The sequence below is a fragment of the Rhizobium sp. BR 250 genome, from assembly GCF_047445855.1.
Taxonomy (GTDB): Bacteria; Pseudomonadota; Alphaproteobacteria; order Rhizobiales; family Rhizobiaceae; genus Agrobacterium; species Agrobacterium tumefaciens_I.
Window position 1 is genome coordinate 42,115 of sequence record NZ_JARWKW010000005.1, and the last position, 13,340, is coordinate 55,454.

Sequence of the window (13,340 nt, forward strand, 5' to 3'; positions counted from 1 at the left end):
AGGCGCCGTCAGGCAAGCCGCCGCATTTCGGCAGCCGGCTTTGAATTTGCTAAACAATTCGATGTTTCAGAGGCATAGACAGACAACAAACCCTGCGATAACGTGAATTTAAGCCCTCCTGAACAATTGTCACAAGGCAACGATAAAGAGACGGCAAGGAACCTTTTGGCATGAGTGCTGGCGCAGATTTGCTCCGTATTGAAAATCTGCGGGTCTCTTTTTCTCTCATGGGCGGCACCATCGATGCCGTCAGGGGCGCAAGCCTTCGTATTCTCCCGGGAAAAGTCACGGCTCTCGTCGGAGAATCCGGCTCCGGAAAATCCGTCATCGGCCAGACCATCATGGGCATCCATCCCAAGACGGCGCGGGTGAACGGGCGCGTGCTGTTTACCGACCCCGAGAATACCGCCACCGGCCCGATCGATCTGCTGCAATTGCCGAAGGACGGCCGGGAAATCCGCTCGATACGCGGCAATCGCATCGGTCTGATCTTTCAGGAGCCCATGACCTCGTTTTCGCCGCTGCACACCATCGGCAACCAGATCGATGAAGCGCTCAGAATCCACAGCATCCTGTCGCCGGCCGAGCGCGCGGAAAAAATGTATGAAACACTCGATCTCGTAGGGTTTTCCAAGCCCAAGAAGGTCGTGAACATGTATCCCTTCGAACTGTCGGGCGGCATGCGTCAGCGCGCCATGATCGCCATGGCGCTGATCTGCCGGCCTGCACTGCTGATTGCCGATGAGCCGACGACGGCGCTGGATGTGACGATACAGGCGCAAATCCTAAAGCTGCTGCGCGATCTCCAGAGCCGGCTGAACATGAGCATGCTGCTCATCACCCACGATCTTGGTGTGGTCGCCAACATCGCCGACGAGGTCGCCGTGATCTATCAGGGTGAGATCATGGAAGCCGGCACCGTCGATGACATTTTCAAGTCCCCGGGCCATCCCTATCTCAAGGGCCTGATGGCCGCCGTACCGCATTTCGACATGAAGCCCGGCGAGAGGCTGAAGGCGCTACGCGAAATCAAGGTGGACCACGAAAGCCTTGTCGGCAAAAAGACCGCTGCGGTCAACAAAACCCCCGGCCCGCTTCTGACCGTCGACAATATCAGCAAGACCTTCACGACCCGCAAATCCAGCTGGTTCCGCAAAAGCGACGCCAATGCCACGAAGGCGGTCAACAGCGTCAGTTTTGAAATCCGCCGCGGCGAATGCCTCGGACTGGTCGGCGAAAGCGGCAGCGGCAAAACCACCGTCAGCAAAATCCTCATGCGCGCCGTTCGCCCGGATGAAGGCTCGGTGACCTTTCACCGGCCAGAGGGCGATATCGATGTCCTCAATGCGACGAACGGCGACCTCAAGGAATTGCGCTCGAAGATACAGATGGTCTTTCAGGACCCGATTTCATCGCTGTCTCCCCGCATGACCGTCGGCAATATCCTCAGCGAGCCTCTCGAAATCCACGGGCGCGGCGATGCGAAATACCGCGCGGAAAAAGTCCGTAATCTCGTAAGGGCCATTGGCCTTGGAGAAAGCGCGCTGAACCGCTACCCCCATAGTTTTTCCGGCGGCCAGAGGCAGCGTATCGGCATTGCCCGCGCCCTGGCGCTCGGCCCCGAATTGCTGATCTGCGATGAACCCGTCTCCGCCCTCGATGTTTCGGTGCAGGCGCAAATCCTCAATCTGCTGAAGGATTTGCAGCAGGATCTCGGGCTCACCTATCTCTTCATCTCGCATAATCTCGCGGTGGTGGATTATATGGCAGACCGCGTGGCGGTGATGTGCGAAGGTCGCATCGTGGAACTGGCGCCGCGGGAAATCCTGATGCGCTCTCCGGTCCATCCCTATACGAAATCCCTGCTGGCCGCCGTGCCTTTCCCCGATCTCGATCGTCCGCTCGATTTCCGCACCATCGGCAAGATCAGCGCAACGGGCAAATTCGACTGGGGCAAACAGTTCCGGGACGAGGGTGATGGCGACATGATTTCCGCCGATCTCGGCGAAGGCCATTTCGTCCTCGCCAACGGCAATGCCGATATCCGGGAGCTTCGCCCTTGATCACGCGCCGCACTACGCTTGCTTTGCTTGCCTCCGTTTTTCTGCCGGCCTATGCGCGCGCCGCCTATGTCGATCCCGCTTATTTCAAGGAAAAGCGGGAGAAGGGCGAATTGCCGGACGTGGCGGAACGCCTGCCGAAAAATCCGCGCGTCATTGACATGAAAGCGCTTGGCCGCGAGCCGGGAAAACATGGTGGCTCCGTGCGTATGCTCATAGGCGGCCAGCGTGACATCCGGCTCATGCCGATCAGCAACTATGCCCGCCTGGTCGGTTATGACGAAAAATTCGAGCTTCATCCGGACATTCTCGAAAGCTACGATGTTCAGGAAGAGCGCATCTTCACCTTCAGGCTGCGCGAAGGCCACAAATGGTCCGACGGCAGCGATTTTACCGCAGAGGATTTCCGCTATTTCTGGGAGGACGTCGCCCTCAACCGGGAAATCCACAAGGGTGGTCCGCCGATCGAACTTCTGGTCAACAGCAAGCCACCGCTGATCGAGGTCATCAACCCGCTGACCGTCCGTTACACCTGGGATGGTCCGAACCCCGATTTTCTGGCGAAGCTCGCCGCCGCTTCGCCGGCGCGGCTGTTTTTGCCCGCCGCCTACATGAAACAGTTCCACGTCAAATATCAGACGGCGGAAAAACTCGCCAAGCTCATCAAGAAAAACAAGACGGATGACTGGAGCGGTCTGCATATCAAGATGTCGCGGCAGGTGCGCCCTGAAAACCCTGATCTGCCGACGCTCGATGCCTGGCGTAACACCACCGCGCCGCCGGCCGAACAATTCGTCTTCGAGCGCAATCCCTATTATCACCGTGTCGACGAAAACGGCCTGCAGCTGCCCTATCTCGACCGGTTCCTGCTCAACGTCACCTCTTCCGATATCATCTCGGCCAAGACGGCATCGGGCGATAGCGACCTGCAATATTTCGGCCTCGACTTCGCCGATTACACCTTCCTGAAGGATGCCGAAAAGCGTTTCCCGCTGAAGGTCAATCTCTACAAGCGTTCTCAGGGCTCGCGCATCGCGCTTTTGCCCAATCTCAATTGCGCCGACCCGGTCTGGCGCAGCGCTTTCCAGGACGTGCGTGTGCGCCGTGCCCTGTCGCTCGCAATCAACCGGCATGAAATCAACATGGTCTGCTTTTACGGGCTGGCAAAAGAAAGCGCCGATACCGTCCTGCCGGAAAGCCCGCTCTACCGGCAGGAATTCGCCGAAGCATGGAGCGCTTTCGATCGTGCGACGGCCAACCGGCTGCTTGATGAAGCCGGCCTCGACAAGCGCGACAATGCCGGCCTTCGGCTCCTGCCGGATGGGCGACCGGCCTATATCATCGTCGAGACGACAGGCGAAAGCACGCTTGAAACCGACGTGATGGAACTGGTGACGGATCACTGGCGGCATATCGGCATTGCCGTTTCCGTGCGCCCCACCCAGCGCGATGTCTTCCGCAAGCGCGCCATGGGCGGCGAGGTGCTGATGTCGGTATGGATGGGCATGGACAATGGCGTGCCCACCCCTGACATGCTGCCTTCCGGTCTCGCCCCCACCGGCGACGATCAGCTGCAATGGCCGGTCTGGGGCATTCATTATCTATCCGGCGGGCGCGAGGGCAAGGAGCCTGACCTGCCGGAGGCGGCGCATCTTCTCGATCTCCTGAAAAAATGGCGCAGAAGCGTCACCGAGGAAGAACGCGAGGCGATCTGGCTGGAAATGCTCGGTATTTATACGCAGCAGGTGTTTTCGATCGGCATCGTCAATGGCGCGCTGCAACCCGTTGTCCATGTCAAACGCATGCGAAACGTGCCGGAAAAGGCGCTTTTCGGTTACGAACCCACATCCTATCTCGGCGTCTACCTGCCGGATGCCTTCTGGTACGACGGAGACGCCTGAGATGCTGCGGTATATTTTAAAGCGCATCCTCGTCATGATCCCCACGCTGATCCTGATCTCGATGCTGGTCTTCACCATCATCGAACTACCGCCGGGCGATTATTTCGAAAGTTATGTCGCCGAGCTGCGTGCCATGGGCGAGACGGCAAACCTTGCCGAAATCGAGGAACTGCGCGTCCGCTACGGTTTCGACCAGCCGGCACCGATCCGTTATTTCCGCTGGGCGACCGGCATGCTGGTTGGCGATTTCGGTTATTCCTTCGAATATCAGCTGCCGGTCAGCGATGTGGTGGGAGACCGCCTCTGGCTGACGGTTCTGGTCTCCTTCGTCACCATCATCGTCACCTGGATCCTTGCCTTTCCGATCGGCATCTATTCCGCCACGCATAAATACAGCTGGGGTGATTACGGGCTCACCTTCCTCGGCCTGCTCGGCATTGCCATTCCCAACTTCATGCTGGCGCTGATCCTGATGTATTTCGCCAATATCTGGTTCGGCATCTCCATCGGCCATCTGATGGACCGGGAATATCTGAACCAGGCGATGAGCTGGGCGAAGTTCAAGTCGATCCTCGAACATATCTGGATCCCCGTCCTCATCATCGGAACGGCGGGCACGGCCGGCATGATCCGCCGCCTGCGCGCCAATCTGCTGGACGAGCTGCAGAAACAATATGTGGTGACAGCCCGCGCCAAGGGGCTGCATCCCTTCAAGGTGCTCACCAAATATCCGCTGCGCATGGCATTGAATTTCTTCATCTCGGATATCGGCTCGATCCTGCCCGCCATCATCTCAGGCGCGGAAATCACCGCCGTCGTCCTGTCGCTCGAAACCACCGGCCCGATGCTCATCCGGGCTTTGCAAAGCCAGGATATGTATCTGGCCGGCTCGTTCCTGATGTTCCTGGCTTTCCTGACGGTGATCGGCGTTCTGGTGTCGGATATCGCCCTTGCCATACTCGACCCGAGAATCCGCTTCGGAGGTGGTAACGTCAAATGACTTCATCCATTCCGAACCCCGGCGAAGCCCTGCCGCACTATGTCTCGACCGCGCCCTTCGATCCGTCCCTGATCGAACCCAACACATCGGGAATGGCGGCCTTCAGCAAGGCCTCGCAGCTGCGCCTCATGTGGTGGCAGTTCCGCCAGCACAAGGTCGCGGTATGGTCCGGCGCTTTTCTGGTCGTGCTTTATCTCTCGATCCTGATCAGCGAGTTCCTCGCGCCCTATAATCTCCATACCCGCAATATCGAGCATATCTACGCGCCGCCGCAGGCCATTCATCTCTTCAACGACGGAAAATTTGTCGGCCCCTTCGTTTATGGCCGGGAAATGACGCTCGACATGGATAATCTGCGGCGCGTCTACCGGGATGTGCCGACGGATATTCAGCCGCTGCGTTTCTTCTGCAAGGGCGATACCTATCGCTTCTGGGGCCTGTTCGAGGGCAGAACCCATCTCGTTTGCCCGGCAGAGGGCGGTGAATTCTTCCTGCTCGGCACCGATCGTCTCGGCCGTGATGTGCTGTCCCGCATCATTTACGGCGCCCGTATTTCGCTGACCATCGGCCTTCTTGGCGTCGCCATGAGCTTCGTTCTCGGCATTGTGATCGGTGGTCTGGCGGGTTATCGCGGCGGCACCTTCGACCTGATTGTCCAGCGCATCATCGAGGTGCTGCAATCCATCCCCAGCATTCCGCTGTGGCTGGCGCTGGCGGCAATCATGCCGGTGACCTGGAGCCCGATCCTCGTCTATCTCGGCATCACCATCATTCTCGGCATGCTGGACTGGACGGGGCTAGCGCGCGCCGTGCGCTCCAAACTTCTGGCGCTTCGTGAGGAAGACTATGTTTTGTCTGCGCAATTGATGGGTGCCGGTACGCCGCGCATCATCGGCAGACACCTCATTCCCGGTTTCATGTCGCACCTCATCGCTTCGGCCACCCTGACGATACCGGGCATGATTCTCGGCGAGACAGCGTTGAGCTTCCTCGGCCTCGGTCTCAGGCCACCGATCACAAGTTGGGGAATTCTGCTCACGGAGGCGCGCAGCGTCAGCGTCATTGCGCTATATCCGTGGCTCCTCATCCCGACGATCCCGGTCGTTCTCGTCATTCTGGCCTTTAATTTCTTCGGTGACGGACTACGTGATGCAGCGGACCCGTTCAAATAAAATGGAATATGCCTTGATATACTGCCCTTCCGACGCCGCCTTCATCGTGAAAGGCAACAAGAGGTGTGGCCCATGAGTTCCCGTTTGAACGACGCGCGCATCCTCATGTACAGCCACGATTCCTTCGGCCTCGGCCATCTGCGGCGGTGTCGCACCATCGCGCATGCCCTGGTGGAGGATTATCGCGGCCTCAACGTCCTCATCATTTCCGGCGCGACCATTGCCGGCGCTTTTGATTATCGCGCCCGCGTCGATTTCGTGAAAATCCCGAGCGTCATCAAGCTGCGCAACGGCGAATACACTTCGATGGACAGACATATCGATCTTCAGGAAACGCTGAAGATGCGCCGCTCCATCATCTATCATACCGCCGAAAGCTTCCAGCCGGACATCTTCATCGTCGACAAGGAGCCCATGGGCCTGCGCGGCGAGGTGGAAGAAACGCTCGCCTATCTCAAGGGACAGGGCACCAAGCTCGTCATCGGCCTGCGCGACGTCATGGATGCACCGCAGCTGCTTGAGGCCGAGTGGAAGCGCAACAACGTCATGACCAAGATCGGCCAGTTCTATGACCATGTCTGGGTCTATGGTCCGCCGGATTTCCACGACCCGCTGACCGGGCTCAATGTTCCGCAGACCGTGCGCGACAAGATGGATTTCGTCGGCTTTCTGCAAAGATCAAAGACGCAGGCCGAAACCGTGTCGCACCGGCCGGAAGGCGATTATCTCCTCGTCACCACCGGCGGCGGCGGCGACGGCAGCGAATTGATCGATGACGTCATCAACGCCTATCGCCATGACAGCGAACTGACGCATAAGGCGCTTGTCGTGCTCGGCCCCTATATGCCGGCGGATCAGCGCCAGCGCTTCATGAACAGCGTTGTCGATATTCCGCATATAGAGATCATCGAATTCGACAATCGCATGGAAGACCTCGTCGCCGGTGCGCAGGCCGTTGTCTCCATGGGCGGCTACAACACCGTCTGCGAGATATTGTCCTTCGACAAGCCGGCCCTCGTCGTGCCGCGCACAGTGCCACGGGAGGAGCAGCTCATCCGCGCCAGCCGGGCATCCGAGCTTGGCCTTTTCGACATGCTTCTGCCGGAAGACGCGGAGAACCCCGCCAAGATGGCAGCGGCTCTCAAAGCCCTGCCGAACCGCGCGCCACCTTCCGTCAATTCGCAGAATCTGAAGCTCGACGGTCTGGAAAACATATCGCGCCGGATCGCCGAATGGCTGCCACCCGAGAGCGAAAAGGCGCCTATCACGCTCACCGCGTGAGCGGTTTCCCGACCAACACCGCTTCAAAAGAGACACGCGCAACGTGACCGACACAAAAAAAATCGTGGTGCTCCTCAAGGGCTATCCGCGCCTGTCCGAGACTTTCATCGCCCAGGAGCTTCTGGGGCTCGAAAAGGCCGGGCTGAAACTCGAACTCATGTCCATGCGCCGTCCGACGGATAAGAAGCGCCACCCCGTTCATGATGAAATCCGCGCGCCCGTCACATACCTGCCGGAATATCTGCATGAAGAACCGCTGCGGGTTCTGAACGCGCTATGGGCCTGCCGCAAGAAGCCGGGCTTCAGAAGCGCGCTTCGCCGGTTTTTCAGCGATCTGCCGCATGATCTCAGCCGCAACCGTTTCCGCCGTTTCGGGCAGGCCGCGGTGCTGGCCCATGAATGGCCTGTGGATGCCGAATGGCTGCATGTTCATTTCATCCACACGCCCGCCTCCGTCGCTGCCTATACCCATCTCATAACAGGCACCCCGTGGACGATTTCCGCCCATGCCAAGGACATCTGGACCTCCAGCGACCGCGACCTCGCGGCCAAGCTGCAAAGCGCCCGCTGGGCCGTGACCTGCACCGCCGGCGGCTTTCAGCATCTGCAGGCGCTTTCCGGGGCAAGGCGGAATGTGCATCTAAGCTATCACGGGCTCGACCTTACCCGTTTCCCGCATTTTGATGGGCCGCGCCCCGCAAGGGACGGATCGAACGCCGATGATCCGGTCAAAATCTTGAGTGTCGGCCGCGCGGTCAAGAAAAAGGGCATCGATATTCTGCTGCGGGCACTCGCTTCGCTTCCCCGCACCATCCATTGGCGCTTCACCCATATCGGCGGTGGCGACGAACTCTCCGTGCTGAAGAAACTCGCCGACGAACTCGGTATTGCCGACAGGATCGTCTGGACCGGCGCCATGGACCAGAAACAGGTACTGGAGAACTACCGCGAGGCTGATCTCTTCGCGCTTGCTTGCCGCATCACCAGCGATGGCGACCGCGACGGTCTTCCCAATGTGCTGGTCGAGGCCGCGAGTCAGGCACTGACCTGCATTTCCACCAATATTTCCGGTATTCCGGAATTCTTCGTCAATGGCGAAAACGGCCTGCTGACGGAGCCGGAAAATCCGGCGGCCTTCGCAGAAGCGCTGCGCACCGCGATCACCGATCCGCAATTACGCCAGCGTCTGGGTGCTGCCGCCGAAAACCGTGTGCGAACGGCTTTCGACCATCGCACCAGCATCGCCGAATTGAAGGCTCTGTTCGAGACCGAATGGGAAAAGACACCATGACCGAGATGGAAAAGCGCCCTTCCGTTTTCTTCTACGTGCAGCATCTTCTCGGCATCGGCCATATCGCCCGCGCCAGCCGCATTGCCAATGCCTTGCAGGCGAATGGTTTCGACGTCGTTCTGGTCACGGGCGGCACCCCGGTTCCGGGTTTTCCGGGCGAGGGCATCCGCCATGTCGAATTGCCGCCGATCGCCGTCAGCGATGGCAATTTTTCGGGCCTGGTCGACAGTTCCGGCAAGCCGGTGGACGAGATATTCAGGAAACTCAGAACCGACATGCTGATCGGCGCCTATCACGGCGCAAAGCCTGATATCGTCATCATCGAGGCTTTTCCCTTCGGTCGCAGACAGGTGCGTTTCGAATTGCTGCCGCTGCTGGACGAGATCGAGGACAGCGAACCGCGCCCGCTCGTCATGACATCGCTGCGGGATATCCTGCAGGAAAAGACCAAGCCCGGTCGCGACGAAGAGACGGTCTCTCTGGTGAAGAAACATTTCGACGCGGTGCTCGTGCATGGCGACCCGGATTTCGCCCGACTGGAAGATACTTTCCCTCTGGCAAACGAAATCAGCCAGCGCGTTGTCTATACCGGGCTCGTCGCCCCGCCGCCACCGCCGGAGCCGGCGGAAAAATTCGATATCGTCGTTTCCGCAGGTGGCGGCGCCGTCGGTGCAGCGCTCATCCGGGCGGCTCTTGAGGCAGCCCCGCTGCTGGATGGCATCAAAAGCTGGTGCCTCGTCACCGGTCCCAACATGCCGCGGGTGGATTTCGACGAGATCTCCGCTGAAGCGCCGGACAATGTCTCTGTCTTCCGCTTCCGCAAGGATTTCGCCAGCCTGCTTGCCGGCGCGCGGCTTTCGGTCTCACAGGCCGGCTACAACACCGTCTGCGATATTCTTCAGGCCAAATGCCGCTCGCTTCTGATTCCCTTCGCGGCCGGTGGAGAAACCGAGCAGAGCACCCGCGCCGAGCGACTGGCACGGCTGGGCTTGGCACAGGTGCTGGCGGAAGAACACATCTCCGCGCAGTCCATGGCCGAGGCCATCAAGGCGACGCTGGCGCTGCCGGAACCGGGCAAGATCCACCTCGATCTCGATGGCGCGGCCGGCACCGCTAGAGCACTGCGCCGCCTTTATGATGAGCGCTGAGAATCGTCTTTAATTCGCGCACGGCGGCCTCATCCGTCGCCTTGCGCCCCGCGCCGGTGAAACCGAGCTTCGCCACACTGCTTTCCGGATCATAAGACGGAACGGCGGAACAGGACGCGTGGATTTCAACGATCGGAAAGCTATCCAGCAAAGCCTGAACGCTTTGCGGACGCACACCCGCTCCAGGCATGATGACGATCCGGCCTTTTGCAATCTCCGACAGGTGTGCGAGCGTCTCGACGCCCTCGAGTGCGGATCGCGCGCCGCCAGACGTGAGAATGCGGGGGAAACCAAGCGAAATGGCGGCCTCCAAGGCCTCTTCCATATCCGGTACGACATCAAACGCCCGGTGCAGTGTCGCATCCATTCCATCGGCGTGACGGCGCAAATCTTCGAGCAAAGCCATATCAAGCGCGCCATCGCCACGCGATGCGCCGAGTACAACGCCGGAGAGCCCCGCCGCGCGCGCCGCATCGATATCGCGTTTCATCACATCTGCCTCGTCGCGCGTGAACACGAAATCCCCGGCGCGCGGCCTGATCATGACGCTCACCGGCAATCCATAGGTCGCCGCCCGCTGCATGAACCCCGCCGATGGCGTCACGCCGCCGCCGGACAACGCGGCACAAAGCTCGATCCGGTCGGCCCCGCCCCTGACCGCCGCTTCCAGACCGGCCACATCGTCCACGCAAATCTCGAGAATCATTCTAACCTCTTTTATCTGGCTGTGGTCCGTTCACGCGCCGGATCATCCGAAAACCGCCTACACTTTTGGCCGACGCTCTACCTGCGGCGACCCGTCCCATCAAGCGCATAGAGCATATAAACCCCGCCGAGACCCACGATCGCTCCCAATATGGAGGTTCCGGAATAGCTGGAGATCAGGGTTCCAACGGCAAAAATCAGCGCACCGAGACCGGCACCGAGGAAGATATTGACCGCGATCAGCGAACTTCCGAGCCCCGGCCGGTCGGCGATCAATTCCTGCAGATAGGTGATGGGAATGCTGATGATGGCCGCGGCACCGAGAGCGCTGATAACGGTCTGCGCATAGATGTGCCAGGGCGCGGAAGCGAGCCCCTGCAGGATGAGATAGATGGCGTAAAGCACCGCGCCCGCCGCCAGCGTCAGCGTTTGTGGCACCTTCTTTTCAATCCAGCCCCAGAGGAGAATGAAAACGATTTCCAACGCGGCGACGATACCCGCGACGATACCGATATCCGCGACCGTACCCTTCGCCTGCCCGGTTATGATGAGCGAGCGGATGGAATCATTCAGATGCAGCATGGAGCAGATCAGCGCGATGGCGATGATCCGCAAAAGCACCCGCCGCGATCCGATTTCCGCAAGGGAAGCCATGAGGCCGAAGCGCGCTTCATTATTGACAACCGCCGGCGTGGCGGCGCGTGGCAGGCAGAAAGCGACCAGCAGGAAACAGATAAGCGCGCAGATGCCCGAAAACAGGAACGCCAGGAGCATATTGCCGGAATTCACCAGAAAAATGCCGACAATGCCGGGCACCAACACCCAGGACAGCGAGATAGTGGCCCGCATGATCGAATTCACGGCGATCATGTCGCCCGTCGAAAGATTGCGGGCATCGGCGCGCACATGCGCGAAGATCAGCGAGTTCATCGCCCCGAAAATCGGCAGCAGAAGGAGCTTTGCACTGACGAAAGCCGTGGCGTTGCCGACCAGATAAACCAGCAGATATCCGCTGACGCCAAAAAGCGCGATGAACAGCATGGGCTTGCGATATTCGCCCAGCCTGTCGGCGACGATACCCATCAAGACGCTGGCGCTGACATTGATGACGGCGGCAAACAGCATCAGCAACGAATAGACGCTGTTGCTCAGCCCGATTTCACGAATGCCGATGACCGCCTGATAGGGCGCGGTCGCCGCATTCGAAAAGCCGAAAAACAGGATGGCGAGCGCCCCGATGCGGATCGACGGATTGTTGATGACGATGGAAAGAGCCGACGGCATGGATATTCGCCTGAGATGATCCGGCAACGCCGGATCGCTGGGGTAAAGCTACCGAACCGCTGTCATTGCCAGCGGGCCGAAAGGATGGGTTTGGGGATATAGTCGAAATCCGGCTTCCACGGATAAAAATCGCCGGGCCGGCGGTGATTGGGAAGGTTTTCGATATCCTGATTGATCACCCCTTCCGTCAGCGCCATGAGGTTGGGGTTGGCGATCGGCGCAAGCTCCGGCGAAAGATAACCTGACTTGACGACCAGCAGCCTGACCTCTTTCGGATCGAAGCCCAGACGGGTGAAATCCGCAATCATGTGATAGGGCCTGCGCCGCGCCGCCAGAATGACCGTGATGCCACCGATCATGACCACCGCCTGCCGGTGATCGGCAGCGCCGGGATCGTCCAGTTTCAGAACTTGGGCTCCGGCGGTGACGGACGGGCTTTGCGGATCGAGACTGCCACCGATCTTTAGGGTAAGGCGCGCGCCCTCGCCTGCCGCAAAACAGGCTTCGACAGCCGGCCGGTCGGTGATGCCGCCCAGCAATGCGCCCTGCCAGTTGCGCTCAATCAGCGCCGAAAGAACATCGGCGCGGTCACCCACCCCGCCGCCGGTCGGGTTGTCGCCGGAGTCGGCGAGAATGATCGGTCGGCTAGTCGTCTTTTCCGCAATATCCATGATGGCGTCGAGCGGCTCCGTCACAGGCCCAAAACGAAAATCCTGCCGGGCGTTCCAGTAGGATTGCGCGATCTCTGTGGCGATGGCCTTTGCTGCCGCTTTGTCGGTTCCCGTCACCACCGCACAGGCCGTCGCCCGGGGTTCATCGGCCCAGACGTAACCGATCATGAAATTTGCATCCCATATACCGGGCTGCGCATCGTGATCCGGCAGAACGGCATAAAGGCTCTTGGTGGGCTCGTCTTCCGTGGAGGTCTTTTCACCCGGCAGCAGAACGGGGATTTTCGCCCAGGCCACACCGGGCTTTTCTCCCGTCTTAAGGGCCTTCAACAGCATCGCCCACGCCCGCACCATCGTCTCACGCACATCGATATGCGGTGCAGTTCGGTAGCCGGCAAATATATCCAGCTGATCGATGATGGTCTGGCTGACATTGCCGTGCAGGTCGTAGCTCGCAGAGACCACGATATCCGGCCCGACCACGGCGCGGGCGCTGGAAATCCAGTCGCCTTCCGCATCATCCATGCCTTCGACATTCATCGCACCATGCATGGCGAGATAAAGCCCGTCCAGCGGCAACGAGGCTTTCAGGCGTTCGAGGAACTCCTGTTTGAATGCGTCATAGGTCGCGCGCGACACCGGGCCGCCCGGCACCGCCCGCGCATGCAGAAGCGGCAATACCTCCGCTCCGCCTTCACCGAGGAAATTGAAATATTCGGCCTCCAGAAGCTCCGCGCCCCGAAAGACGCGGAAATCCTCCTGCCCCATCAGCACCGGAGAATAGGTGCTGCATTCGGTATGGATTCCACCTACGGCAATACGCATCT

10 protein-coding genes are annotated in these 13,340 nt (G+C 59.7%); 7 read left to right on the top strand and 3 right to left on the bottom strand.

Annotation, left to right across the window (positions count from 1 at the left end):
* The first annotated feature begins 170 nt into the window (after positions 1-170).
* The 7 genes from QD336_RS09590 to QD336_RS09620 all read left to right on the top strand — a co-directional run bounded on the left by QD336_RS09590 (position 171) and on the right by QD336_RS09620 (position 9,853).
* Positions 171-2,063 (top strand): ABC transporter ATP-binding protein, encoded by a 1,893-nt coding sequence (locus QD336_RS09590; protein WP_499170420.1) that lies wholly within the window; start codon positions 171-173, stop codon positions 2,061-2,063.
* The gene (locus QD336_RS09595; RefSeq protein WP_499170421.1) at positions 2,060-3,961 is read left to right on the top strand and encodes an ABC transporter substrate-binding protein; all 1,902 of its coding nucleotides are present in this window, start codon (positions 2,060-2,062) and stop codon (positions 3,959-3,961) included. The genes QD336_RS09590 and QD336_RS09595 overlap by 4 nt, the downstream gene beginning before the upstream one ends.
* Before the next feature lies 1 nt (position 3,962).
* Complete coding sequence (locus QD336_RS09600) at positions 3,963-4,961, top strand: ABC transporter permease (protein WP_026363773.1); 999 nt, start codon at positions 3,963-3,965, stop codon at positions 4,959-4,961.
* Positions 4,958-6,133, top strand: a complete 1,176-nt coding sequence (locus QD336_RS09605) for an ABC transporter permease (RefSeq protein WP_269347022.1) — start codon at positions 4,958-4,960, stop codon at positions 6,131-6,133. The genes QD336_RS09600 and QD336_RS09605 overlap by 4 nt, the downstream gene beginning before the upstream one ends.
* A gap of 72 nt (positions 6,134-6,205) precedes the next feature.
* Positions 6,206-7,414, top strand: coding sequence for a glycosyltransferase family protein (locus tag QD336_RS09610; RefSeq protein ID WP_499170423.1), 1,209 nt, complete (start codon positions 6,206-6,208; stop codon positions 7,412-7,414).
* A 43-nt stretch (positions 7,415-7,457) separates the two neighbouring features.
* A complete protein-coding gene (locus QD336_RS09615; protein WP_499170424.1) occupies positions 7,458-8,705 on the top strand; it encodes a glycosyltransferase in 1,248 nt (415 codons plus the stop codon).
* Positions 8,702-9,853, top strand: coding sequence for a glycosyltransferase family protein (locus tag QD336_RS09620; RefSeq protein WP_499170425.1), 1,152 nt, complete (start codon positions 8,702-8,704; stop codon positions 9,851-9,853). The genes QD336_RS09615 and QD336_RS09620 overlap by 4 nt, the downstream gene beginning before the upstream one ends.
* On the opposite strand, the gene QD336_RS09625 is transcribed toward QD336_RS09620, so the two are convergent.
* From QD336_RS09625 to QD336_RS09635, 3 genes are all read right to left on the bottom strand, one after another.
* A complete protein-coding gene (locus tag QD336_RS09625; RefSeq protein WP_499170427.1) occupies positions 9,819-10,559 on the bottom strand; it encodes a copper homeostasis protein CutC in 741 nt (246 codons plus the stop codon). The genes QD336_RS09620 and QD336_RS09625 overlap by 35 nt on opposite strands.
* Before the next feature lie 77 nt (positions 10,560-10,636).
* On the bottom strand, positions 10,637-11,842 hold the full coding sequence (locus QD336_RS09630) for an MFS transporter (protein ID WP_499170428.1): 1,206 nt from the start codon (positions 11,840-11,842) through the stop codon (positions 10,637-10,639).
* 62 nt (positions 11,843-11,904) lie between these two features.
* Positions 11,905-13,338: a M81 family metallopeptidase gene (locus QD336_RS09635; RefSeq protein WP_499170430.1), complete on the bottom strand. Its 1,434-nt coding sequence runs from the start codon at positions 13,336-13,338 to the stop codon at positions 11,905-11,907.
* Positions 13,339-13,340 lie beyond the last annotated feature (2 nt).

Excerpts from the sequence above, each read along its gene's own strand:
- QD336_RS09605 (WP_269347022.1), top strand. The coding sequence starts at position 4,958 with ATGACTTCATCCATTCCGAACCCCGGCGAAGCCCTGCCGCACTATGTC.
- QD336_RS09600 (WP_026363773.1), top strand. The coding sequence starts at position 3,963 with ATGCTGCGGTATATTTTAAAGCGCATCCTCGTCATGATCCCCACGCTG.
- QD336_RS09635 (WP_499170430.1), bottom strand. The coding sequence starts at position 13,338 with ATGCGTATTGCCGTAGGTGGAATCCATACCGAATGCAGCACCTATTCT.
- QD336_RS09620 (WP_499170425.1), top strand. The coding sequence starts at position 8,702 with ATGACCGAGATGGAAAAGCGCCCTTCCGTTTTCTTCTACGTGCAGCAT.
- QD336_RS09625 (WP_499170427.1), bottom strand. The coding sequence starts at position 10,559 with ATGATTCTCGAGATTTGCGTGGACGATGTGGCCGGTCTGGAAGCGGCG.
- QD336_RS09630 (WP_499170428.1), bottom strand. The coding sequence starts at position 11,842 with ATGCCGTCGGCTCTTTCCATCGTCATCAACAATCCGTCGATCCGCATC.
- QD336_RS09610 (WP_499170423.1), top strand. The coding sequence starts at position 6,206 with ATGAGTTCCCGTTTGAACGACGCGCGCATCCTCATGTACAGCCACGAT.
- QD336_RS09590 (WP_499170420.1), top strand. The coding sequence starts at position 171 with ATGAGTGCTGGCGCAGATTTGCTCCGTATTGAAAATCTGCGGGTCTCT.